Here is a 23,659-nt window from a genome sequence, read left to right on the forward strand (position 1 = left end):
CTCATCCGCCGCGAGGCCCTCCCGTGCCGTCCGTCCTGTCCCGCCTCGCGAGCCTGTTCCCCGCGTACCGCCGCACCTACGCGCCGGCCGTGGCCACCCCCGAGGAGCGGGCGGCCCGGGTCATCGCGGCGGCCAAGGCCCAGATCGAGCAGTCCCGCCGGCGGCCGCGCCCGTCGTCGGACGAGAAGGTGCCGGTCAACTACAGCGGCGGGATCGCCGGCAAGGTGTGGTTCCACCCGTACCTGGACTCGGGCACCCGGGACACGCCCGAGATCCGCGCCGCCATGCGGCTCATGCGCCGCAGCCCGTGGGTCGCGACGGCCTGGGAGCCGGCGATCCTGACGGTCGCGGCCGAGGACTGGCAGGTGCAGGCGTCGGAGCCCGGGAACCCGGAGAGCGAGGAGCAGGCGGACGCGTTCAAGGCGATGATCGAGGACTACCTGGCGGGCGGCATCATCTCGGTCGTGCGGGCCGTCTGCGCCCCGCTCGGGAGCGAGGGGCACTCGCTCGCCGAGCCGGTCTGGAACCCCGGCCGGCAGGGGAAGCTCGCGAAGCACATCGTCTGCACCAAGCTGTCGGCCAAGGACACCGACGACACGTGCGGCGACGTGCGGCTGGGCGGCGACACGTTCGGCAACGTGAAGTGGGTGCAGGCCCGGCGCGCGCCGGAGCAGCCCGCGTACCCCATTGAGGACTTCGTGTTCAGCCGGTACATGACGGTGTTCGACGAGCCGCTCGGGCTCGCCGCGTACCGCCCGGCGTACGGCGCGTGGTGGATGCTGGACACGGTGGACAAGCTCCGCGTGATCCACCACGAGAAGCGCATGGCCGGCATGCTCATGGGCACGTACCAGAGCGACGACGACAAGCCGGCGCTGGAGGACGCGCTGCGGAAGGCCAAGAGCGCCACCTGGATCGCCGTGCCCGAGGGGGTGCGGATCGAGGCGATCAACCTGTCGGCCGCCTCGGAGCCCGACTACAAGAGCTTCGCCGAGAGCAAGCGGGACGAGGTGGTCAGCGGGATCACGTTCGCCACGCTCCAGAGCCTGGTGAGCGCCGCCCCCGAGCTGCGCGGGGACTCGAAGGTCCAGAAGTCGATCGCCGACCTGGTGCCGTGGCTCCTGATGGCGCTGGTGACGGACGCGGTCAACAAGCAGCTCGCCCCCAAGTTCGTCGACTTCAACTACCCGTACCCGGCCGGCGGGGCGTACCCCAAGCTCACCTTCGGGGCGGCCAGCAACCAGGAGCTGCTCGAGCTGCTCCAGGTGGTGCAGGGGGCGCAGGCGATCGGGTTCACCGGCCCGAACGCGCTGTCCAAGAAGCACTACGCGAAGGCGTTCAGCCTCCAGCTCGCGGACCCGAACGACCCCGACGACGCGCTCCAGCTGCCCGGCCCAAGCGCCGACCCGATGGGCGGCATGGGCATGGGCGGCATGGGCGGCATGGGCGGTGGGTTCCCGCCCGGCCCGTCGATGGGGGGCGACCCCGCAATGCTCCCGCCCGGCGACCCGTCCGCCGGCGGTGGCGCGGCGGTGCCGTTCGCGGAACAGCGGGTGCACGTGTTCGGCTGGGACGACTGGAAGCAGACCAACACGCCCGCCGGCCCGCGCATGGTGAGCGCCAGCGGGAAGCGGTCGCTCACACTCGAGTCGTTCCAGCGGTTGAGTTCCCGGACCCGCGCGGGCGGCGCGCTGCCGAAGGCCCGGGGCGCCGGCCCGGCCCCGGTGCGGGCGCCCGCACCGCCCCAGGCGCCCGCCGCGCCGGAGCCCCCGGCCGCGCCGAAACCGCCCGCGTCGCCCGTGGCGCCGGCCGCTCCGACGCCCGCCTCCGTTGCTCCCGCGCCGACGACCGCCCGGGGCGCGCTCGCCGCCCGGCGGGCCGCGGCCGCGGCGGGGCGGGGCGCGAAGGCGGCGGCGCGGACGGCCGGGGACGCGGCCGCGCTCGGGCTGGCCGGCGGGTCGTCCACGGTCCAGGGCGCGGGGTGGGCCGCCGAGAAGCTGGGGCAGGCGATCCGCCGGGTGCCGCTCCTCGACTCCGTCGGCGCGCCCCTCGAGCGGTTCGGCAAGGCGCTCAAGGACGAGGCCCGCTCGATCGCCATCCAGGCCATGATCCGCGGGCAGAAGGGCGCGGCCACCCGGAAGGCGGTCAAGCGGGTGCTCAAGGCCGCGGCCCCGGACTTCTACCGCAACTACAAGATCCACGGGCTGGGCAAGGCGCTGGTGATGGAGGCCGGCACCCTGGCGCTGTCGTTCACCCTCGGCACCGCGGCCGTCGGCGGGGCGCTGGCCCTGGCCGGGCTCGCGGGCGCCCCCGGCGTCGCGGGGCTGGCCGTCGGCACCGTCGCGGGCAAGGGCCTGACCGCGACCGCGCTCCTCGGGGCCGGGGCGAAAACGTACCTGTCCGGGGCCGTGTCCGGGATCATCCGCAAGGCGGTCCAGGCGCCGTTCTACGGCCGCTGGAACAACCTCCGCGGCACGCGCGGGGCGGGGACCGCGGTGCGCAAGGCGGACGCCGCGATGGAGGCCCGCCGCGCCCAGGACCTGGGCACCAACACCGGCGGGCTGCTCTCCCGCGCGAAGCGCGCCCTCTTGCTCAAGACCCGCGGGCCGAAGGCGGTGGCCCGCGCGGAGGCCCGGGCCAAGTTGAAGGCCGCCCGGGCGGGCATGGTGGCCGGGCCGAGCGCGGCCGTGGGCGCCGCCCGCAACGCGAACAACCGGGCCGGCGGGCGGGACTTCTACCGCGGCCCGGGGCAGGCGTCGCAGCGGAAGTTCTTCGCCGAGGCCGCCGGCGACGACCCGCTCGGGTTCGTGGTCGCGTTCCGCGAGCAGGCCGAACGCGCGATCGGCCGCCCGGTGGACCTGACCGACGAGCAGCTCGCGGCGCTGCTGGCGGACCTGCTCGAGTACCTGGACGAGGCGACCGCCGCGGCGCTCGACGAGGACGCGCCCCCGCAGGCCGAGTCGTTCGCCGAGCGGGCGGCGGAGCAGGGGCTCGAATGGGCCGTGTTCGGGTGGCAGCCGGCGCGGACCCGGTCCGGGGGCGTGAAGGCCGTCGGTACCGCGGAGCATCAGGGGCAGGTTCTTTATGGGGACAGGGCCCGGGCCGCGCTCGAGCGCCAGGCCGGCGTCGGCCGCCGGGCCACGGCCCCGCGGACCCTGACGTTCGAGACCGTCGGCCCGCGCGGGGGCGTGAAGCGCACGGTCGAGCGCGGCGTGAGCCCGGAGCGGGCGCGCGAGGTGGTCGCCCAGCAGGCCCGCCGCGACGCCCAGGACGGCCCCGCGGACCCGCGTGCCCCGCGGCTCGTGAAGATCAACCGGACCCGGATCCGCAAGGCCGTCACCGCGCAGGCCGCCGAACTCGCCCCGGCCGCCGCCCGGGCGGGGAGCGATCCCGCCGCGGCCGCGAAGGTGGCCGACGCCGGGAAGCAGGCGGTGACGCACGCCGCGGCCGAGTTGAAGAAGCTCGGGCCGCTCCCGGAGGCCGTGCGGCCCGTCATCCGGTCCACGTGGCTCGACGCCGCCCGGGGCATGCCGAAGGGCCAGCGCAAAGAGGTCGGCAACCTGCTGGAGGACACGCTCGGCCGGGACGTGGACGCGGCCGGGGACCTCGCGCTCAAGCTCGGCGGGTACCTCGCCAAGCTGCCCGCGGGCGGCGCGAAGCTGGTGGTCGGGGCGCTGGGGCGGTTCGCCGGCGGGCTGGTGCGGGCGGCGGTCAAGGCCCCGCGGACCGCCAAGCGGCTGGCCGGCGAGGTGGTGGGCGACGTCGTTCGTGCCGGCGCCCACGACCGGCAGACCGCCTCGAACCTGATCTCCGGGGCCGCCGGGGCGGTGACCGCGGCGGGCCGGGCCGCGCTGGCCGTGCCCCGCACCCTGGCCGGGCACGCGGCCGACGCCGCCGTGTCCACCGCCGTCGGCACGGGCCAGGGGCTGCTGGCGCTCGCCCGCGAAACCCTGCGGCTCACCCCGAAGGCGGTCCGGGCCGGCTGGGGCGCGGCCAAATGGCTGGCGAACTCGCGCCTCGGGCGGGCGGCCCGGCCGTTCCTGTGGTGGGGCGCGGCGCTGGTGGGCGGGGCCGCCGTGATGGCCGCGCCGGTGCTGGCCGCCGGGGCCGGGCTGATCCCGCCGCTGGCCGGGTTCCTCGCCGCCCCCGCGGCGGTCGCGGGCACCGTGTACCTGGGCCGCAAGATCGGGCGCAAGGCCGCCGACGCCGGGATGCGGGCCACCGGGAACGACGAGGTGGTGCCCCACTCCGAGCGGGTGCACGCGTTCGCGTGGCACGAGTGGACCCGGCAGGGCGACCGGATGGTGTCGCCGGGCGGCAAGCGGTCGCTCACCCTGGACGCGTTCCAGAAGCTCAGCGCGCGCCGCGGCGGCACCCCGGCTCCGGGGGCCGCGGGGGTGCGGGCGCCCGCACCGGGCCGGTCGCCGTTCGCGCCGCCGGCGAGCCCGCAGCCCGGGCGGGTGTACCAGGTCGCGCCCGGGCGGGTGGCGGTGGACCCGGGCCGGTTCCAGTTCAAGCTCAACACCAACGCCCGGGGCGTCGGCACCGAGCTCGCGCACGTGACCACGTTCGACCCGGAGCTGGCGGGCGTGCTGGCGGTCTGGAAGGACCCGGCCGACGGGCGGACGTACGTGGTGAACGGGCACCACCGGCTCGACCTCGCGAACCGCACCGGCGCCCGCGACGTGAGCGTCCGGTACGTGACCGCGAAAACGGCGGAAGAGGCCCGGGCCAAGGGGGCGCTGATCAACATCGCCGAGGGCCGGGGCACCGCGGTGGACGCGGCCAAGTTCCTGCGCGACACGGGCCGCTCGGCCGCCGACCTCGCGGCCGCCGGGATCTCGCTCAAGGGGCAGGTGGCGCGGGACGCCGCCGACCTGGTGAAGCTCGCCCCGGACCTGTTCCGCCAGGTGGCCCACGGGTCCCTCGACCCGGACCGCGCGGCCGCGGTGGCCCGGCACCTGGACGACCACCTGGACCAGCAGCGGCTCCTGTCGGCGCTGGCCAAGCAGGAGGAGCGGACCGGGCGGCCCGCGGGCCCGCGGGTGGTCGAGGCGATGGCCCAGGAGATGCGCGACGCCCCCAAGGTGAGCCGCACGCAGGAGTCGCTGTTCGGCCCGATCGAGCAGGACGAGAGCGTCTACTTCCACCGCGCCGAGCTGAAGGCGTACGTGCGGGCCGAGCTGGCGAAGGAGGCCAAGGACTTCCGGCTCGGGGCGAGCGTGCGCCGCGCCCAGGCCCTCGAGTCCGTGGCCGGCAACCGGCTCGCCACCGAGCAGAACCGCACGATCGCCGACCGCGCGGACGCGGCCCTCGACGACTTCGACCGCGGCGCCCGGCTCAAGGGGCCGCTCTCCGACCTCCTGAACGAGTACGCGGTGCACTATGCCGACGCCACCAACGCCGGGCGCTCCCAGCTCCGGGCCAAAACCCTCGCCGCAGTGCGAAACGTGCTATCCGGCAGCGACCCCGGAGCAGCTCCGGTCGTGGCGAAGCGAGGTCCGGGACTTTTTGACTGACGGCGCCGGACTTTCGGCTTCTCGAAATTCCGAAACGTCGGCGTTCGCGCGGTTCGCGGAGGGGGACGCGTTCGCCCCCGCGGGGCCGGACGGCGCCCGGGCCGCGCAGCTCCTGGCCCGCGCCCGGGCCGACGGGGCCGAGGTGTTCGCCACGGCCAGCGAGTCGGCGGTGCGGCGGCTGCTCGCCTCGGGGGACCCGCTCGGGGCGCCGGTGCTGTTCGACGACCAGGAGCTCGGGCAGATCGCCGAGGCCCTGGCGCGGTGCGTGGCCAGCGCCGACCTGATGGGCCGCGCGCGGATCCGCCGGCGGGCCGAGATGGCCGAGCGGGTGGCGTTCGCGGACGCCGGCACCGACGACCCGTTCCACGACTTCGCCGACGCGGTCCCGGTGCTCGAACCGACGACGGCGCTCGAGTACTTCCGCCGCCTCGTGCCGACGCTGGGCGGGGGGACGGCGCGGTACGGCGCCAAGCTCGACCGGCACGCGTTCACGCTCGCGGTGGCGTCGGATCAGACGGTACTCGAGAAGGTCAAGGCGGCGATCCTGAAGCAACTGCAAACGGGGGCGGGCGCGGTGCCGGACGTCGAGCAGGTCCTCGACGACGCCGGCGTGTCGGTGGCGAACCCGCAGTACGCGGACATGGTCGTGCGGACCAACGTGCTCGACGCGTACAACCAGGGCGCCCAGGACGAGATCGCGGACCCGGACATGCAGGAGCGGTTCCCGGCCTGGGAGTACCTGGGGATCCTCGACGACCGGACCGGCGACGACCACCGTCCCAAGATCGGCAAGTACTTCCCGACGAGCGTCCCGTTCGCCGCGGTGCGCGGCTCGCGGGTGTGGAACTGCCGGTGCAGCTTCGCCCCGGTGTCGAAGCACCTGATGAGCGGGATCCGTGTGGAAAGGAGCTGGTAGCCGTGGTCGATCCGCACTGGACGCCAACGCCGGACAACGTGAACGCCCTCCCGGAACCCGTGCGGCGGTACATCCACGATTTGGAGACGCGGTGCGATCCCGCGGGCGACGTGCGGGCGCTGAGCCTGCTGACGGACGAGAACGCCATGCTCCGGGCCAAGATCCAAGAGATGAGGGAGCAACGCCCATGAACCGCACCGTACAGCACCCGCTGCTCCGCGCCTCGAACCTGCTCGTGCACTGCTTTGCCGCTGTCAAGTGGCAGCAGATCGACGGGGGCAAGTGGAAATCGGCCGGAGGCAGGGTCTTATCCAACGAGGCCTACCAGCGCCACCAGCAGCGGGTCGGTAGCCGCGAGGCGAAGGGCGGGGCAAAAAAGGCCCCGGCGCCAAAGGGTGCGGCGCCGAAGCCGTCCGCCTCAGAGGCCGCGCCCGCCGGCTGGCCCACGGGAACGGCCGCCTGGGCGGCGCCGGAGGGCGGCAGCGCGCCCGCCGGCCCCCGGGCCATCGCCGCCCCCGCGAAGAGGAAGAAGAAAACGCGGTCCGGGGACCCGTCCGCCGCGGCGAACCGGGCCGCGTACGACCGGGTCCGGGCGGGCGGCCAGAGGCTCGGGCCGTACGCCGCGGACGTCGACTACACCCGGCCGATCACGCCGCCGGTGAAGGCCCCGCCGCTGCCCGGCGGTCAGAAGCTCCCGGACCCGACGCCCGCGGAGAGCGCGTACATCACCGCCCAGCACGGCCGGGACAAGCAGCGGTTCGGCGCGAAGGTGGCCGACTTCCTGAAGAAGGCCACGGCCGGGGCGGTGGGCATCCTCGCCGGGCTCAACGGGATGGCGTGGGGCGCGATCGCCGGCAGTGCCCTGGGCGGCCCGCTCGGGCTCGCGCTCGGCACCGCCGTCGGGGGCGGGCTCGGCGGGAAGCTCGGGGCTTGGGGCGGGAAGAAGATCCTCAAGGCGGCCAAGCGGCCCGCCAAAGGGGGGAAGCGGGCCGGGTTCGCCGAGGCCCAGCCCGCGGACCTCGACCCGGTCCCGCTCATCAAGGCCCGGATCCGCGCCCTGCTCGCGCGTCAGGGCAAGCCGTCGGACATCCCGATCGACGACGAGCCGATCCTGGCGGCCCTCGCACTGGCCGCCCAGGACGACGACGCGCAGGAGCGAGCCGCGGCGCTCGCCCGGATGGCCGAACCGGTCCGGGGACTGGTGGGCGCTTCGCGGAGGGTACGCCGTGCCTGACCTGACCGACCTGCTCGCGCTCCGGGCGTGCGCCGCGAACGTGTGGGACGCGTTCGCCGGCTTCGACGACTGGACCCAGAAGAACACCGCCGCCGGTCTCCGCATGGTGTCGCCCAGCGGGAAGCGGTCGCTCACAGTGGAGGTGTTCAACCGGCTCAAGGGCCGCAAACCAGGTGAGAAGCGGTCCGCGCCGAAGGGGCCGAAGGCGCCCGCGGCCGGGAAGGGCGGGCCCAAACCCGGCGAGCAGGAGCGCATCCTGACGATGAAGGCCAAGGTCGCGCGCGACTCCTACGACGCCGCGGTCCGGGCGAAGCTCCCGGCCGCCGAGCTGGAGCCGCTCCGCAAGCGGGCCGAGGCCGCCGAGGCGGAACTCAAGGCCGGGCCGAAGCCGTCGCCCACGCTCCCGGACACGAGCCTGCCCGCGGTCCCGAAGGAGGTGCCGGCGCCCGCACCCGCGGCCAAACCGAAACCCGCCCCGCCGGCGAAACCGAAGCCGCCTGCGGCGGCCCCGGAGTTCGACCCGAAGAAGAAGGTCGCGGACCCGCACGCGGTGGTGCGTCAGCCCCCGCGCGTCGGGCCGGCGCCCAAGGGGCCGGCCACGAACCGCGCCGGCGCCGCGGCGGGCCGGGTGAAAGCGGCCGCGACCGCGACGGGCGCGCCCGCGGTCCCGCCCCGGGCCGACGGCAGCCCGGACCTACCCGCGCTGAAGAAGAGCGTGGACGACGGCATCACCACCGGCCGCGCGCTGGGGTGGAACTACGAAACGACCGCGGCCCGGGCCGCTCTGAAAGCCGCGGAAAAGCAGATCGACGATTACGCCCGGAAGTTCCCGCGGAGGCTGGCCCCGCTCGCGCGCGAGGTGACGGGCGAGGCCCCGGACTCGACCCAGGACGCGGTGAAGAAGCTCAAGGCCTGGGTGGGCGAGACGCTCGACCTGCTCGACCCGGGCGCACGAGCGAAGGGGCGCACGGCCCACATGAGCGAGCGGGCCGTGCTCGCGGAACTGCGCGGGCGCTTGGTAGGCGTGCGGGCGCTGTGCCGGGCGCTGGCGGGCTGATCTCACGGTCGGCGCCGCGGTTAGTCGCATCGCGACGACAGCTGTCGAGGTGCGGTCGCCCTTGAGGTCGAGACCGCCGTTTGACTCGGTACGACCCTCACTTGGGTTTGACCCGCTCGTAAGTGTACATCACCTCGCCCTCGGCTTCCGTTTTGAACTCCGTCGGTCGGTCCCCGCCGGCACGGAACACGGCCTTCATCTGATCGCCGTTCAACTCATAAATGCCCTTATCGGTGCGGCCCCGGGCGTTCGTCACGTCGATCCATTTCGGCTTCTTCGTTGGGTCGAGCGCGATCGTTGTCTTCAGCGGCGGCAGCCCCGAGTTGGGGTCCGAAATGGAGGACTTCCCGTCCGCGGTGTACACGACAACCGACTTCGATTTGACCGCCTTTCCGCCGCTCTCGGCTTTGACGACCTTCCACTCACCTTCCAGCAATTTGAGTTCGTCCTTCACGGCCTTCGGCTGCTCTTCGCCCAAGGAAACGCAGGTGGTGAAGAGCGCCGCGAGCACGCAGAAACAAAGCCGGTTCATCAGAGCCCTCACGTGGTGGGTGGTGCTTCGGGTCCGAGGACGCAATGGCGATTTAGTTAGAGCAAACGAAGGAGTGATGAGAGCCGACGCGTTGCCGCACCGATTGGTGCGGCCCAACTCTTTTTTGGTCTTCTTTCATCCGGGCAACCCTCCCGCGCACAGTGGGGGCATGCCCGGCGCCGCCACCCAGCCCCGCACCGCGACCCAGCCCCGCTACTACATGCTCCGCGACGTGAACCTGTTCGCGTCGGGGGTGTACCGCGGCCGGCGCTGGTTCCCGCACTGGGTGCGGAACATGGCCGAGGCCGGGCGCAAGCTCGGCCCGGGCGGCGCGAAGCTGCACACCCCGCCAGCGGCCCCCGGGCACGAGGACGACGAGGGGTGGCGCGAGTTCGTCCCGACCGACGAGCCCGCGGCCGGGTGGGTCGACCCCAACAGCCTCCGCGCCGTCCCGGACCCGCAGCACGCGGGCCACGTGATCCTCAAGGGGAACGTGGTCAACGTGCCCGAGGCGATGGCCCGGAAGATCGAGAGCGGCGAGTACCGGTTCGGCTCGGCCGAGATCTACGACTCGTTCCTCGACGACTTCGGCCGCAAGTACGGCAAGGTGCTGCGCAAGTTCAGCTACCTCGGCGGCGAGGTGCCCCAGGTGAAGCGCCTGGGGCCGCTCCCGCGGCCCGAGCCGATGCCCGCGCCGATGCGGTTCAGCGAGCGCCCCGGGGTGCGGATCCGGGAGCACACCGTCCGGGGCCGCCGCGGCGCCCTGATCACCTTCGCGGAGACGAGCAGAATGGACCGCCAGTCGATGATCGCCGCGATCCAGGCGGACATGCCCGGGATCAGCCAGTCCACCCTCGACGCGATGACCGACGAGGCACTCGCGGACCTGGTCAAGAACCTCCCCACCGGGGCCGGAACTCCGACGCCGCCGGCGAACCCCGCCCCCGCGCCGGCCACCGGGATGTTCGCCGAGCCGAGCCGCGAGGAGATGATCGCCGCCCTGGTGGACGAGGGCGAGGACGCGGCCGAGCTCGAGGGGATGAGCGACGAGGAGCTCGGCGCCCTGTACGAGGAAGTGATCGGCGAAAGCACCGAGACCGAGGGCGAGGGCGAGGAACCCGTTGAGACGATGGCGGACCCGGCGGCCGTGACCCGCGAGGAGATGATCGCGGACCTGGTGGCGCAGGGGCAGGACGCGGCCGCGCTCGACGCCATGCCCGACGACCAGCTCCGCGCCCTGTACGCCCAGCTCACCGCCGACCCGCCCGCACCGCCCGCGGCCCCCGCGCCGGCCCCGGCCGCCGTCCCGATGAGCGAGCCGCGGCGCAAACCCAGGCCCAAACCCGCCACCCGCAGGGGCGTCACCGTGAACAGCGAACTCGCGATCAAGGCGAAGCGGCTGAACGCCGCGTTGGACAACGAGTTGTCTCGGCTCCGCGTCAGCAACGAGCGGCGGAAGCGCGACGACGCGACGAAGTTCTGCGACCAGCTCGTCTCCGAGGGCCGGGCCACCCCGGCCCAGGTGACGGCCGCGTACCTGCCGCTCTTGCTCGGGCTCGACGACACCCGGGCCGTCCACCGGTTCACCGAGAACGGCCGGACCCGCAACCTCACCGCCTACGAGGCCCGCAAGGCCCAGCTCGCGCAGATGCCGGTGACGGTCAAGTTCGGCGAGCGGTTCGCCGCCGGCCCGCCCGCCGGCGAGTTCAGCGGCGAGGCCGAGCTGGCCAAGGTGAAGCAGTTCGCCGCCGCGGCCGTGCCCGAGTCCCACCGCGAGCAGTACGTGACCAGCTTCGCCGAGCTGCAGAAGAAGAAGCCGCGGATCACGGCCAAGGAGTACGGGGCGCGCTGAGCCCCGCCGCCGGTGCCGGCGCCCGCACCCCTCCGACCACCACTTAACCGGGAGCGATCCTGTGGCCAACGCAACCGACCGGGTCAAGAAGCGCGTCGTCCGCATCCAGGACCGGTTCATCCGCCGGTCCTCGGAGACGCTGGGCGCCGCCACCCGGTACTACCAGCACGCCCTCGTCGGCACCGACGTGACCGGGTACCTGTGCAAGGGCGACGACAGCCAGTCCTGGGTGTTCGCCGGCGTGGTCCGGGGCAACGAGGGGAACCCGCTGCTCCCGGCCGGCACCGCCGGGACCCCCGAGCTCGACCTCGACATCGAGATGCCGTACCGGCTCGAGGTGTCGATCGCCGGGGTGGCGGTCACCGACCTCGGCAAGAAGGTGTACGCGCTCGACGACCAGACCGGCACCCTGAGCGCCGCGGCCACCACGTTCGGCAACTTCATCGGCCACGTGGTCGAGATCGTGGCCCCGGGCATCGCGCTGGTCGAGCTGTGCTACGACGGGGTCGCCGCGCACGCCCGGTACGGCGTCACCCGGGTGCTGGCCGCGACCGGCGCCCAGAGCCTCACCCGGTGCGACCTGAACAAGGTCATCATCGTCCCCAACACGGCGGCGTACACGATCACCCTGCCGGCCGTGGCCGACACCCAGGCCGGGGACCGGCTCACGTTCGTCAAGACCACCGCCGACGCGGCCGCCGCGACCCTCGACGGGAACGCCGCCGAGACCATCGACAACGGCGCCACCCTGGCGACCATCGACGCCCGCTACGACTGCGCCGAGCTGGTCTCGACCGGCACCGAGTGGGTCGTGCTGAACCGCGACATCGCGTAACCGCCCCGCCCACCCGCAAGCCCCAAGCCGGAGACGTCCCCGTGGAAGTGACCCAGTTCACCGCGCTGGCCCGCGCCGAGTTCGCCAAGGGCAAGCTGGCCGCCGACGAGAAGCCGTTCCCGGCCAACCACGAGCCGTTCACGTTCCGCCTCGACAGCAAGTCGAAGGTCGAGACGCACACGTACATGTCGAACCTGCCGCGGCTCACCGAGTTCAAGGGGTACACCCCGTTCGCGCGGCTGGTGAACAAGGAGTACACGGTCGCCAACAAGACGTTCCGGGTCGGCGTGTCGGTCAAGAAGGAGGACGTGGACGACGACCAGACGGGCGGGTACATGAGCACCATCCAGGGGCTCCCCACCCGGGCCAAGAAGGACACCGGGCACCTGATCCTGGCGCACCTCGCGGCCGGGGCCAGCACCAAGTGCTTCGACGGCACCAACTTCTTCGCCAACAGCCACCTGTTCGGCACCGGCGACAACCTGGACACGTTCGACGCCGCGTCCAACGACGGGCAGACGCACAAGATCATCGCCCTGATCACCGACAACCCGGTGGTCAAGCCGGTGCTGTTCCAGGACCGCGAGCCGTTGAGCGCGCTGGACACCGACGCGGACGAGGCCAACGCCCGGAAGCAGAAGGAGTACGAGTACTGGGTGGACTGCCGGTTCGGGCTCGGGTACGGGTTCTGGTGGGACGCGATCCAGCTCACCATCAGCGACACCCCGACGGTGGCCGAGTGCTACGCCATCGTCGAGCAGCTGATCAACGGGTTCCGGTCGTTCAAGCTGCCCAAGGCCAACGACGTGGACGACGAGCTGTTCGTGCACGAGGGCTGGGACCCGGCCCCGGGGAACCTGGTGCTGGCGTGCAACCTGAAGCTCGGCATCATCCTCAAGCGGGCCCTGGCGCTCACCCAGTACACCGCCCCGGGCGGCAACGTGGACAACGTGTACAAGGACGTGGCCACCGTGCTCCCGACCAGCGCGCTCGGCGCCTGACCCGGGGCCGCCCTTCGCACCCGAGGAGCCGCCGTGCCCACCTTCGTCAGCGACGAGCAGCTCCGCGCCCAGGTCACCGCGGCCAACGCCATGCGGGACGCGGCGCTCCCGGACCACTGGGACGCGCTCCTGCCGACGGCGAACCAGCGCGGGTACAACGACGTCCGCCGCATCATGCGCGGCCGCGGCATGACCGGCGCCGAGTTCGCCCTGTTCGGGGCCGACGCGACCACCGAGGGGTACGACTGGAACCTGCGGTTCGCGGTCGTGCACGCCTTCCTCGAGGCGTGCCGCTCGGACCCCGAGGCCGTCGCCGCGTTCCGCCAGGAGCTGGCCGACCTCACGGAGGACCTCGCCGGGGCCGACGTGATGCTGGGCGACGACGTGTGGGCGCCCGCACCCGGGTCCGCGCGGATCTCGTGCGGCGACTCCGACACGTCGGGCGACCGGTTCCGGCTGGACGATCCGGACGACGGGCGGTTCTCCTTCGGGGACGGCACGAGGCTGTAGCGATGGCCGGGCTGGTGCTGAGCTTCGCGGACCTGGCCCGGGCGGCGCGACAGCCCGCCGCGGGGCCGCTCGCGCTCCCGGCCGTCGCGCCGCTCGACGCGCCGACGGGCCGCGAGCTGGTGCAGATCCTCGTCTCGGACGTGAAGCGGCGGTTCGCCACCGGCACCGCCCCCGACGGCACGCCCTGGCGGCCGCTCCGGTACGGCCGGGCGTTCCGGGGCGGCGGCACCGCCCAGCCGCTCCGCGACACCGGGGCGCTGATGGCCAGCTTCACCGGGCGGTTCACCGGCGACGAGGTCGTCGTCGGCACCAACCACCCCGGGGCCGCGCTGCACAACTTCGGCGGGACCGTGGTGCCCCGGAAGGGCAAGTTCCTGGCGATCGCCCTGACCGCCGCGGCGCGACGCGCGGGCTCCCCGCGGAACCTGCGCGGCACGGCCCGCGAGCCGCTGTTCGCCCGCCGGGTGAACGGCCGGCTGGTGGGGCACTTCCTGCTCGTGAAGAAGGCCGTGGTGCCGCGGCGCGAGTTCATGGGCGTGAGCGAGCCGGGGGCGACCGCGGCGGCCGCGGCCCTGGCCGAGAGCGCCGCCCGCAAGTGGCTGCAAACGTGAGGTAGCACATGCCCGCCGACCGGCACAAGGACACCGGGCTCGACGCCCCGGGGGACATCGGCATCGCGGTGGTCCCGAGCGACACCACGGACCTGCCCAACGGCCCGTGCCGCGCGTTCGACGTGGGCACCGCGGGCGACGTGCGGGTGATCTTCGCGTCCGACGCGAGCAACGGCGGCACCGGCACGCCCGTGACGCTCAAGAACCGGGCGGCCGGGATGCCGTACCCGTACCGGGTGCGGCGCGTCCTGGCGACCGGCACCACGGGCGGCGACATCACCGCGATCTACTGAGCGGGGGCGGCGGTGAATCTGAGCCTGGGGTTATCGCTGACATCGACCCGACGGCGCAGCGGGCTGGTCAACCCGCTCGCGTTCCTGGGCGCGGCCTGCTACGCGCTGTTGGTCGCGTGGATGCGCGTCAACGGGCTGCTGTGGCAGGACCTGGCCCGCACGATCCCGGCCGTCTCGCACCTGGACCCGGTGCGGGTGGCGGTGTGGCCCTTCGGCCCGCTCGGTGAGGTGGTGTTTACGGCCCCTTCTGACGCCGCGCGCCCGCTGCTGTACTTCGAGGGCGGGTTGTTGTGGTCGCTGAGCTTCGACGGGGTGGACGATTGCCTTGTCGCCAACGCGAATCTTCCCACCCCATCCGGTCAGGCGGTTACCGTTGGGGCGCGTAGCAATCGATCAATCAAATCAGGCGGTACATCGATACTCTACGGCTCAAATGCGGTCGGAGGTGATTTGCGCGGGCACCACGTCCGTAGCCCACCGGGCTCGACCGGTAGCGGGTCGCACATTTACGGCGCGGGTGGATCGCAGTTAGCTACAGCCTATCTCACCGGAGACACAACGGGCGCCAATACGATCGTAGTGGAATACGACAACGCGTTGTCGCAGACTAGAATTTCATTCAACGGCGGGACGCCTGTTGTTGGTAACTGGGTCGGCGCTCCCTTCCCGACTTCCAATCAATTGAATATTGGTGCGGAAGCGGGTTTAAATAATTACCTGGGTAGGACTTCCGGGTTCTCTCTTCTGTCCGGTTCGCTCCTGAGTGCCGGAACCAAATCGGCCCTCGAAGCCTATCTCGGAGGGCTGTAGCGGTGCCAGCCGTTTACGTTATCGCAATCGTCCCCGCTGGCACCCGCGACCTCGCGGAAGCAGCCGTATCGCCCTACCTGACCTCGCCACCGGCCGCAGGTGCCTATTCGTTCGCGGCCCCCCTCGTGCCATTCCCCGGCCCGGCAAGCGCGGCCCCCACCGCCTACGGCTGCTGCGCCCCGTGCGGCCCGGAGACGGTGGCGGCGCTCGGCGGGCTCACGGCCGCGATCCCGGGCAGCGCGGCGCATACAGTCGATCCCGCTGTGTACGACCGCGAGACGCACGTGATCGCGTGGCTCGCGGCCCGTGGGTATCAGCCGCAGGTTCTGGAGCCGGTGCCGGTGTGACGGCCGCTCTCATCGCCTCGCCCCACCGGAAGGACCCATGCCCATCACCGATTACCACGTGCTGATCCGCGACGCCGTCCGAGCGGCGCTCCAGGCCGCCACCGACGCGCTCGCCACCGAACTCGCCGCGCAGCCGCTCCCGTGGCACGCGGTGGACGAGCTCGACGACGCCGCGCGGCTCACCCGCCCGTGCGGGGTCGTGTGTTGCGTCGGCCCGGAGCAGGAGCGCCCGGAGTTCGGCACCAATCGCCAGGACGGCCGCGGCTACCCGGTCGCGGTGATGCTGCTCGGCAGCGGGAAGAGCCACGGCGAGAAGCACACCGGGCCGACGGACCTCACGGGGTTCAGGAGATTGGTGACGACGACGCTCAACCGCCAGCGGCTCGCCGGCGTCGCCCAGGTCGCGGTGTGCGAGGTGGGCGACAGCGGGCCGATCGTGGACGAGAAGGCGCCGCTGTTCCAGGTGCTCGCAACGGCGCTGGTGGTGAGCTGCGTGGGTCGGTTCCCGCGGGGGTGAGTGGAGTGGCTTCTGTGCGGCTGCTCAGGAATCCCATCTGTATACTTATAAAATATTCACATTTGTTGAACTTATTTGATAATAATTTATTGGATTTATTGTCTTCTTGGTGCGGCATAATTGCAATTTATGAGCGTGTGCAATAAATCTTGAACAGATCGTAAAAGTGTTAAGGCTTTATTGCGCTGTTCTTGAGAATTGTTGGGTTGGGTTGTTGACGAGGCGCCAACTGATGCTAGCGCGTAAGATGGGCCGGGTCGAGCGCCTTCCAGGATGCTCAGCAGTTCCGCGCGGGCTTCGCTAGCTTCGGAACTTGGGTCGATATGCAATTTGATTTTTGAAACGAAATCCTCAACTCGTTTTCGCGTCTCCTCAAGGCGGGTAGCATGCGCCCATTGTCCTGGTGGGCTTTCGCTGATTGTGCTGATCATACTGGCTACGTGTTGGACCATTTCGCTTGCTTCGAGCCTGATTTGCTGCTCTGGCCTAAAGAGGGTCGAATTTTTGGCCATATCCTCGCGGGCAAGGAGAAAAATGGCCGAGGCCAATTCCTGCTTCACCGCTTTCGGGTCGCCGTCCCCCATACCCCGGTTCGATCCGGTAGCCTGCCCAACTGAGTTGTAGTGCTCCCACAAGGCCGAGAGCGCGCCGATGAGGGCCGTACGTGACGCTGTGTCCGCTTGACGTGCGGCTTCGGTTCGGGCGAGCCTCATTTCTTCTTGTGTTTCAGCCAATGACTTTCTCTGCAACCACATCGTGTAAATCAGCACAGCTAGAGCGAGCGCCGAAAACAGCGCATTGATCGCGCCGAACATGTCCCCGAACTGACCGCGAGCGGCGTGGGCTCTGTCGATAGCTTGGGCCTTCGCAGAGACACGCTCTTTCTCGACCGATGTCGCATTCGGGTCCGTAACGATTAGTGATTCATCCGGCTTGAAGGCATTTACGATCAACGCCCAATAGACCCCCCAGGCCAACACAACGATGAATGCTGTCGCAAAGAAAAACAGCAGGGGTGCATTGTGCGCGGTTGGGCGATTCGTCTCAGCCACTTGGTAACCCTCGTATTGAGTCAGCACTTTCGCGCGCACGCGGGCTTGCGCCAACTCCGTTTCCCCAACTTTCATCCGGGCAACCCGCCCCCGCACACTAAAGCCTCACCGGGCCGCGTGTTCCGCTTGGGGGTGAGGGCGCTACGATGGCGGACAAGGTCGGCGTGTTCAACCGCTTGCTGTACGCCGGCTCCGGCGTTACCACGGCCACGCACGAGTTCGAGTTCCTCGAAGGCTCGACGCTGGGCCTCTCTGAGAACTTCATCGACACGAACGGCATCCGGGGTACCCGCTCGCACAGCTCCGAGCGGGTGCGGCGCGGGACCCGGCGGGTCGACGGCCAGATCATTCTGGCCCCGACGCCGGTCGAGCTCGCCGTCTGGCTGCCGCTGATCCTGGGCGGCACGCCCTCGGGCACGAGCTACCCGCTCGGCGAGAACCTGCCGCTGTTCAACCTGTTCGGCGTGCGGGACGGGACCGTGTACACGTACTCGGACTGCGTCGTCACGAACGCGACGTTCAGCGCGTCCGAGGGCGGCCCGATGCAGCTGTCGCTGACGATCATCGGCAAGGACGAGACCCAGTCCGGCTCCGCCGGCGCCGCGACCATCGACCTGACCACGCAGCCGTTCGTGCTGCACGACGCGGTGGTGTCGGTGGGCGGCTCGAACCGCGAGGTGGCGAGCTTCTCGCTCGCGATCGACAACGTCGTCGAGGCCAAGTTCCGCAACTCGGCGACGATCACCCAGCTCAAGGCCACCGACCGCAACGTGACCGTCGACCTGCCGGTGAGCCTCGGGACCGACGCGGCGCTGTACGGCTCGGCCGTCGGGGGCGTGGCCACGACGCTCACGCTCACCAACGGGGGCTGCTCGCTGACCTTCTCCATGACCAAGGTGCAGGCCCCGAAGCAGCCGCTCCCGTTCGGCCAGCGGGGCATTCTGGACCTGCCCTGGCGCGGCGTCGCCCGCAAGGACGGCGCCACGCCGGAGCTCACCACCACACTGGACAGCACCCCATGAGCGACGCGCTCTACATCGACGACGGGTACACGCTCACGCACGACGTGCCGGCCGTCCCGGGCCTGCACCCGGCGGTCCGGGTGGTCTACCGGCCGGCGCTCGACGCCGAGCGCAAGAAGTACGACGCGAAGCTCGCGGCCCGCGACCCGGACGCGGTCGAGCGGCACGAGTGCGACCTGATCGCCCGCCACGTGAGCGAGATCAACGACGAGGCCCCGGGCGCGTTCCGGGCCAAGCTCCCGAAGATGCACCCGACGGTGCGGGCGGTGGTCCTGAACCTGGTGCTCGGCTTCACGCCCGCGAAGCGGATCGAGGCCGAGGGAAACTCTGGTGGGGTGTCCGGCTGCTGAGCCTGCACCCCCGAATCGCCGCCCGCGCGTGCGACGACTGCCGGCACTGGTGGTACGACGAGCGGGGCGAGGTGGTCACCCGCGGCGGCCAACCGCTCCGCCGGCCCAGGGGCTCGCACCCGCCCTGCGGCAAGTGCCCCAAGGTGCCGGCCGGGACCGAGCGCCCGTCGCCGGCGGAGGCCGTCGAGCTCACCGACCAGCACCGCCGGACCGTGCGGTTCTACCGCGAGTGCCGGGCGGTCGGCCGGTTCCCCGACGACCCGCTCGTCCGCTGGGCCGCCGCGGTCATCCGGTCCGCCGAGGACCACTGCGAGCGCGTGTCGAGCCAGCGGACCCAGCTCGCGGTCCTGTCCGCGCTCCGAGGTGACACGTGACCCCGGCCCAAAAGCAACTCGAGCTGCGCCTCAAGGTCACGGCCGACGTGGCCGACGCGCAGCGGAACCTCCAGCAGCTCGCGACCGCCGCCCAGCAGACGCACGGCCGGGCCGCCGGCCCCCAGGGCTTCGGCGGCTACGTTCCGCCGCCCGGCTTCGGGGCGCCGGGGCAACCGCCGGCCCCGGCGGCGGGCGGCGCGGTGCCGCGCCCCGGCCCGTTCACCTCGGCGGTGCCGGCGTTCGACCGCCCGGTCCCGGTGGTGATCGTCGGGCCGAAGCCGCTGCACGTCACCGGAACGGGCGGCGCGGGTGCCGGCCCCGGGGGCGGGGCCGGGGGCAAGAGCGCGGGCGACAAAGAAAAGGAGCGGCACGAGGCGCTGCTGACCTCGTTGCGGAACCTCCAGCTCGGGGGAACCGTCGGACGGTACGAACAGATCAAGGGGTTCGGCGAGGCCGCGGGCAAGCTCGGCCTCCCCGGCGGGGCGCTGCTCGGCCGCCTGGCCGGCCCGGCGGCGATCGCCCTGGGCGCGCTGCAGGTGGCGGGCGACGCCGGGGAGATCCTCAGCGACGAGTACACGACCGGCGAGCAGAAGGGCCGGGCGGCGGTGCGGAAGTTCGTCCCCTTCGGCGAGACCATCCAGAGCTCGATCGACGGGCTGACCGGGCGCAAGGCCGGGATGGAGCGGGCCGAGGTGGACTACCAGAAGCAGATGGCCGAGGTGAGCGCGCGGGCCGAGAAGGCGTCGTTCGACCTGGGCTACCGCCCCGAACAGGCCGGGTACGAGGCGCGCGAAACGCTGCTCGCCCGCGCGACACCGATCCTGGAGGGGGCGAGCGACCGCACCACCGCCGCCGGCGAGAAGGCGTTCCGGGACCGGCAGCGGCTGCTGCCGATCGAGCGCGAGGAGGCGAAGCTCCAGCGCGAGGCGGCCGTCGCCACCGCGCAACGCGCCAGCGCCGAGGCGGCGCTGGGCGACATCCAGGCCAAGCGGGCCGAGGCGGCGCGGCGCGAGCAGCAGAAGGGCCGGGAGCTGGGGGGCGACGGCCGCCCGCTCCTGCCGACCGCGGTTTCGTTACTGGCCTTCGGGCCGGTGACGCACGCGCTCTTGGGGGGCCGGGGGACGTACGACGCGAACCAGTCCGGCGTGTCCCGCCAGCGCACCCTGTACGAGCAGGCGGCGGCGGGGGCCGAGGCGCAGCAGCTCGGCGAGCTCGAGAAGCAGGCCCGCCGCGCGGTGGTCGAGGCCCGCCGCCGGGAGGCCGAGACCGGGCGATCTGCCGGACAGGCCCGAGTGCAGCGCCTCCAGGCCGAGGCCGACATCCTTGATGGGGACGCCTCCCAGGCGGCCTCGGGCGCGCAGTCGCTCGGCGGAATGGATCGCTTCTCACGTGCGAACGCCGTGCGCTCGCTGCAGCTGCTGCAGCAGTTCGGCCCGGAGCGGATGAGCCCCCGCGAGCTGGCCGAGGCGCGCGCGGTCGCCCCACAAACGGTGGCGAAGATCCTCGAGCAGGCGGGCAAGCAGACGCCCCAGTTCGACGCCCTCCGCGCGCTCGCGCCCGCGGACTACGCCGGCGACCCGGAAGAACTGCGCCGCAAAGCGCAGGAGAAGCGCGACGAGGCCGCCCAGAAGGAGCTCGACCTCGATCGCACCCTTGCGACCAAGGTCGCGGCGGCCGGGCGCGACCTCGGCAAGTACATCGGCGACATCATCGACCAGATCGCCGACGAGATCAAAAAAGGGATCGACCGCGACAAGCGGATCGGACGGGGGGCCAGCAGCTAGCGCTCCCGGCCCGCCGAGTCGAGGGCCGCGGCGGAAATATCTTGTGGGCCGAAATCGGCCTTGGGCGCTGCGCTCGCCACGCGCTGCGCGAACGCCTTTCGCTCTTCGGCCGGCAGAAGGGCGGAGGTGGCCCACACGCGGACCAGCAGCTCGGCCTCCTGCTCGGCCGAGGAGGCCGAGCCTGCTTGTTTGCGGGCGAGGTGCCACAGGGGCGGCTTCTCCGGCCCGTCCGCCATGCCCGCTTTTGCGGCGCTCGCGAACGCCAACTGATTCAGCCCCACATCCTGAAGAAGCACGTAGTCACTCGCGAGCGGGGACGACGCGCGTTGGAACAGCTCCATGTTGACCCCGACCGCAACGAGCTGGGGCTCGGGCAACCGACTCAGCTGTGCCTCGGTGCGGCCGGAATCGCCACGGATCGAGAAGCCGGCAAATTGAGACGCGGATCGTTTGACGGCTTCGCGATCCGCTCGCGACGGCACGGGGCCGACACGAAGCAGCCCGACGGTCACCGGGGCGACCCTCTCAGCCCGTTGGACGCTGAGTTCATCCGATCGCTCGATTCCCACTTTCTGCACCCGCAGGAGAGCGTCCACGCAGGACGATCGTTCGCCCTGGCTCATCCCGCCAAGGGCTTGCGCCGACCGTGAGCTGAGGGCCGCCTGGACGCTCAGCCGTTCGGCCTCCCCGTACCCCGAGGCGATATCCACCCGTTTTTTCGCGAGGGCCAGCACCGGCCCCCATTCTGGGGCTTTAGATTCGTTCGTGTTCGGCTTTTTAGAAGAAGGCTGCGATGTGGCGGCGCCGCGCTGCGTTGGTCGGGAAGTGTCGCAACCGAGAACAGTGAACAGGGCGATGACGGCAAAGGGCCAGCGCATGCGCAGGTCGCTCCGGTGCGGGCGCACGCACCGGCGGCGGCGGCCCGCGCGCCGTCCCGCCCCTCACTCTCACACCGGGGTATTGGACCCGATCGGCTGCGTTGCGCCAAGGGGTTCCGGGGTCAGGGGTTGTGGCGGGTGGGCGCCCCGCGCACTTTCATCCGGGCAACCCGCCCCGCGAAGCTGAGCGCATGCGAGCCGCGTGGGGCAACTACCTGTTTCCCGTGAACGGGTGCGAGGTCACCTCGCGCACCCGGCTGATCACGTCCGACACCGGGCGCCCGATCCGGTACGTGACCCGGGTGTCGGTCGCCGGCTGGCTGGAGGCCGACGGGCAGGCCGCCCTCGCGGTCGCCGAGGCGTCGCTCCGGGCCGCCCTGCTCACCAACTACCTCGACTTCCGGTTCCTCACCGATGCGGGCGCCGTCACGCCGCTGTCCCTCTTGAACAGCCAGTCGATCAGCGGGGTGCGGGTGGTCGACGGGCCGAACTTCACCGGGACCGACGGCGCCGAGTACGCGACGGTGCGCCGGTTCGAGTTCGAGGTCGAGGCCGAGTTCCTGATCGCGAACGCGGCCAACGCCGTGCTCGCGTACCAGGAGACGGTGTCGATCACCGGCGACGGCGGCCCCCGCTACGTGCTCCGGGTGCCGATCAACGCGCGCGTGCTGGTGCGCCAGAAGGTGAGCGAGCGGACCCCCGTGCGGGCGGTCCAGACGGGCCGCGCGGTCGGGCACGTGAAGTACCCGCCGGTGCCGCCCCCGCTGTGGCCCCGGCCGATCTACCAGGGCGACCAGGGCAACGTGGTGCGGGACAGCCCGCGGCGGCTCGGACTCGGGCTCGTCGAGTTCGGCGTCTCGTGGTCGTACCCGTTCGAGTCGGACGGGCCGCTCGTCGGCGTGCCCGGCCTGCCCCCGCTGTGAGGTCCGAGTATGGCGACCAACTCCTGGCTCGGCGACTACCCGGCCCGCGCCCGCGCGGTCCGGCTGACCGTCGGCGGCACCGTGGGCGCCGGCGACACCGTCGGGTACACGATCGGCGGCGTCCGGGTCGCGGCGGTCGCCGCGCCCGGGGACGACAAGCCCGCGCTCGCGCAGAAGCTGTACAACGCGCTGTCCGCCACCGCGGACCCGCGGTTCCGCGAGGTGTCCTGGGCGTACGCCGACGGGGACGCGTTCGTGTCCGGCGCCGCCGCGACCGCGGGCGTCCCGTTCGCCGGCACGGCATCGGGGACCGGCACCACCACCCTGACCGAGACCGAGCTGGTCGCGTCCACCGGGCCGAGCCACGCGGACGAGCCCCGGAACTGGTCGCTCGGCGTGCTCCCGGGCGCGACCCACGACGTGGTGGTGGACGTGCCCGTGCCGCTGCTGTACGGCTGGGAAAACGTCGCCGCCGCGGCGTTCGCCTCGCTCCGGATCAAGGCCGCGTTCGAGTCGCAACTCGGGCTGCCGCGGCGGAACGAGGCCGGGTACATCGAGTACCGGCAGCGGTTCTGGGTGATCGCGACGGCGGTGCCGGTCGAGATCGGCGAGGGCGACGGCCAGGGGCCGACCCGGTGCAACATCCAGGTGACGAACGCCCTTTCCGCGGTCGTCCACAAGACCGGGCAGCGGCCGGGCGCGACCGCCCCGCCGGTGAACTTCGTCGGGGCCTCGTCCGGCACGCTGGCGGTCGCCGCCGGCGACGTGGGGCTCGCGTCCGACGACGACACGACGGGCTGCACCGTCACCACGCTCGCCGTCGACGGCGCGGCCGCGCTGACGGTCGGCAAGGGCGCCACCGTGACGACCGCGAACCAGACCGGGGGGACGCTGATCGGCTTCGGCACCGTCGTCACCCACAACTTCGCCGGCGGCGACGCGACACTCTACAAGGCCCCGACCACGGTGACGGCCGACGGCGGGGCCGGCACGCTGGACTGCCGGTTCACGGGCACCGCGGCCACGGTCACCTTCCGCGGCCAGGGCGAGGGGCAGGCGTCCCCGACCTGCGTGTGCGACAACGACCCGCGCCCGCGGACCTTCGCCAGCGCGTCGTTCACCGGCGGGGCGGCCCTCCGGGACCCCGACAAGAGCGTCACGTTCACCAACCCGGCCACGTTCGACCGGACGTCGCTGAAGGCCTCCGACCTGGGCTCCCGCTTCAGCCTCCAGAGGACGTGA

General features: G+C 72.1%; 23 protein-coding genes. 20 read left to right on the top strand and 3 right to left on the bottom strand.

Annotated features, from left to right (window positions below; all coding sequences use genetic code 11):
- Positions 1-23: 23 nt before the first annotated feature.
- The 5 genes from GobsT_RS18395 to GobsT_RS18415 are packed head-to-tail and all read left to right on the top strand — an operon-like array spanning position 24 to position 8,726.
- Positions 24-5,519, top strand: a complete 5,496-nt coding sequence (locus GobsT_RS18395; RefSeq protein ID WP_010046290.1) for a phage portal protein family protein — start codon at positions 24-26, stop codon at positions 5,517-5,519.
- Complete coding sequence (locus GobsT_RS18400) at positions 5,512-6,435, top strand: phage head morphogenesis protein (protein ID WP_010046291.1); 924 nt, start codon at positions 5,512-5,514, stop codon at positions 6,433-6,435. The genes GobsT_RS18395 and GobsT_RS18400 overlap by 8 nt, the downstream gene beginning before the upstream one ends.
- A 2-nt stretch (positions 6,436-6,437) precedes the next feature.
- Positions 6,438-6,626, top strand: coding sequence for a hypothetical protein (locus tag GobsT_RS18405; protein WP_010046295.1), 189 nt, complete (start codon positions 6,438-6,440; stop codon positions 6,624-6,626).
- A complete protein-coding gene (locus tag GobsT_RS18410) occupies positions 6,623-7,669 on the top strand; it encodes a hypothetical protein (RefSeq protein WP_010046302.1) in 1,047 nt (348 codons plus the stop codon). The genes GobsT_RS18405 and GobsT_RS18410 overlap by 4 nt, the downstream gene beginning before the upstream one ends.
- On the top strand, positions 7,662-8,726 hold the full coding sequence (locus tag GobsT_RS18415; protein WP_010046304.1) for a hypothetical protein: 1,065 nt from the start codon (positions 7,662-7,664) through the stop codon (positions 8,724-8,726). Before GobsT_RS18410 ends, GobsT_RS18415 begins: the two co-directional genes overlap by 8 nt.
- Positions 8,727-8,823: 97 nt before the next feature.
- On the opposite strand, the gene GobsT_RS18420 is transcribed toward GobsT_RS18415, so the two are convergent.
- Positions 8,824-9,258, bottom strand: a complete 435-nt coding sequence (locus GobsT_RS18420; RefSeq protein ID WP_010042873.1) for a TIGR03067 domain-containing protein — start codon at positions 9,256-9,258, stop codon at positions 8,824-8,826.
- A gap of 169 nt (positions 9,259-9,427) precedes the next feature.
- Here GobsT_RS18420 and GobsT_RS18425 point away from each other — a divergent pair, with 169 nt between their 5' ends.
- The 9 genes from GobsT_RS18425 (at position 9,428) to GobsT_RS18460 (ending at position 16,034) form a co-directional block, all read left to right on the top strand.
- Positions 9,428-11,110: a hypothetical protein gene (locus GobsT_RS18425; RefSeq protein ID WP_010046306.1), complete on the top strand. Its 1,683-nt coding sequence runs from the start codon at positions 9,428-9,430 to the stop codon at positions 11,108-11,110.
- Positions 11,111-11,171: 61 nt separating this feature from the next.
- Positions 11,172-11,945 (top strand): hypothetical protein, encoded by a 774-nt coding sequence (locus GobsT_RS37900; RefSeq protein WP_010046307.1) that lies wholly within the window; start codon positions 11,172-11,174, stop codon positions 11,943-11,945.
- A gap of 41 nt (positions 11,946-11,986) precedes the next feature.
- Positions 11,987-12,946: a Mu-like prophage major head subunit gpT family protein gene (locus GobsT_RS37905; RefSeq protein WP_010046311.1), complete on the top strand. Its 960-nt coding sequence runs from the start codon at positions 11,987-11,989 to the stop codon at positions 12,944-12,946.
- A gap of 33 nt (positions 12,947-12,979) precedes the next feature.
- Positions 12,980-13,456 carry a hypothetical protein gene (locus tag GobsT_RS18435; protein WP_010046314.1) on the top strand — a complete coding sequence of 159 codons (477 nt, stop codon included), beginning with the start codon at positions 12,980-12,982 and terminating at the stop codon, positions 13,454-13,456.
- A gap of 2 nt (positions 13,457-13,458) precedes the next feature.
- Positions 13,459-14,067 (top strand): phage virion morphogenesis family protein, encoded by a 609-nt coding sequence (locus GobsT_RS18440; RefSeq protein ID WP_010046316.1) that lies wholly within the window; start codon positions 13,459-13,461, stop codon positions 14,065-14,067.
- 8 nt (positions 14,068-14,075) lie between these two features.
- Positions 14,076-14,360 (top strand): spike base protein, RCAP_Rcc01079 family, encoded by a 285-nt coding sequence (locus tag GobsT_RS18445; RefSeq protein ID WP_010042887.1) that lies wholly within the window; start codon positions 14,076-14,078, stop codon positions 14,358-14,360.
- A gap of 12 nt (positions 14,361-14,372) precedes the next feature.
- Positions 14,373-15,170 (top strand): hypothetical protein, encoded by a 798-nt coding sequence (locus tag GobsT_RS18450; RefSeq protein ID WP_010042889.1) that lies wholly within the window; start codon positions 14,373-14,375, stop codon positions 15,168-15,170.
- A gap of 2 nt (positions 15,171-15,172) precedes the next feature.
- Complete coding sequence (locus GobsT_RS18455) at positions 15,173-15,517, top strand: hypothetical protein (RefSeq protein ID WP_148087792.1); 345 nt, start codon at positions 15,173-15,175, stop codon at positions 15,515-15,517.
- 37 nt (positions 15,518-15,554) lie between these two features.
- Complete coding sequence (locus GobsT_RS18460; RefSeq protein WP_010045012.1) at positions 15,555-16,034, top strand: hypothetical protein; 480 nt, start codon at positions 15,555-15,557, stop codon at positions 16,032-16,034.
- Between the two features lie 95 nt (positions 16,035-16,129).
- Here the strand turns inward: GobsT_RS18460 and GobsT_RS18465 are convergent, their stop codons facing one another.
- Complete coding sequence (locus GobsT_RS18465; RefSeq protein ID WP_148087793.1) at positions 16,130-17,161, bottom strand: hypothetical protein; 1,032 nt, start codon at positions 17,159-17,161, stop codon at positions 16,130-16,132.
- 71 nt (positions 17,162-17,232) lie between these two features.
- Here GobsT_RS18465 and GobsT_RS18470 point away from each other — a divergent pair, with 71 nt between their 5' ends.
- The 4 genes from GobsT_RS18470 to GobsT_RS18485 all read left to right on the top strand — a co-directional run bounded on the left by GobsT_RS18470 (position 17,233) and on the right by GobsT_RS18485 (position 20,616).
- Entirely contained in the window at positions 17,233-18,108 is an 876-nt protein-coding gene (locus tag GobsT_RS18470; RefSeq protein ID WP_010045013.1) for a phage tail tube protein, read from the top strand.
- A complete protein-coding gene (locus GobsT_RS18475) occupies positions 18,105-18,458 on the top strand; it encodes a hypothetical protein (protein ID WP_010045014.1) in 354 nt (117 codons plus the stop codon). The genes GobsT_RS18470 and GobsT_RS18475 overlap by 4 nt, the downstream gene beginning before the upstream one ends.
- Positions 18,459-18,529: 71 nt before the next feature.
- The gene (locus tag GobsT_RS18480; protein ID WP_010045016.1) at positions 18,530-18,832 is read left to right on the top strand and encodes a hypothetical protein; all 303 of its coding nucleotides are present in this window, start codon (positions 18,530-18,532) and stop codon (positions 18,830-18,832) included.
- Positions 18,829-20,616, top strand: coding sequence for a hypothetical protein (locus GobsT_RS18485; protein ID WP_010045018.1), 1,788 nt, complete (start codon positions 18,829-18,831; stop codon positions 20,614-20,616). Before GobsT_RS18480 ends, GobsT_RS18485 begins: the two co-directional genes overlap by 4 nt.
- On the opposite strand, the gene GobsT_RS18490 is transcribed toward GobsT_RS18485, so the two are convergent.
- Positions 20,613-21,521 carry a hypothetical protein gene (locus GobsT_RS18490; RefSeq protein ID WP_148087794.1) on the bottom strand — a complete coding sequence of 303 codons (909 nt, stop codon included), beginning with the start codon at positions 21,519-21,521 and terminating at the stop codon, positions 20,613-20,615. The genes GobsT_RS18485 and GobsT_RS18490 overlap by 4 nt on opposite strands.
- A 164-nt stretch (positions 21,522-21,685) precedes the next feature.
- Here GobsT_RS18490 and GobsT_RS18495 point away from each other — a divergent pair, with 164 nt between their 5' ends.
- Positions 21,686-22,417, top strand: coding sequence for a hypothetical protein (locus tag GobsT_RS18495; protein WP_010045020.1), 732 nt, complete (start codon positions 21,686-21,688; stop codon positions 22,415-22,417).
- A gap of 9 nt (positions 22,418-22,426) precedes the next feature.
- The gene (locus tag GobsT_RS18500; RefSeq protein ID WP_010045021.1) at positions 22,427-23,659 is read left to right on the top strand and encodes a hypothetical protein; all 1,233 of its coding nucleotides are present in this window, start codon (positions 22,427-22,429) and stop codon (positions 23,657-23,659) included.

The organism is Gemmata obscuriglobus, from assembly GCF_008065095.1.
In the GTDB taxonomy this organism is placed as follows: Bacteria; Planctomycetota; Planctomycetia; order Gemmatales; family Gemmataceae; genus Gemmata; species Gemmata obscuriglobus.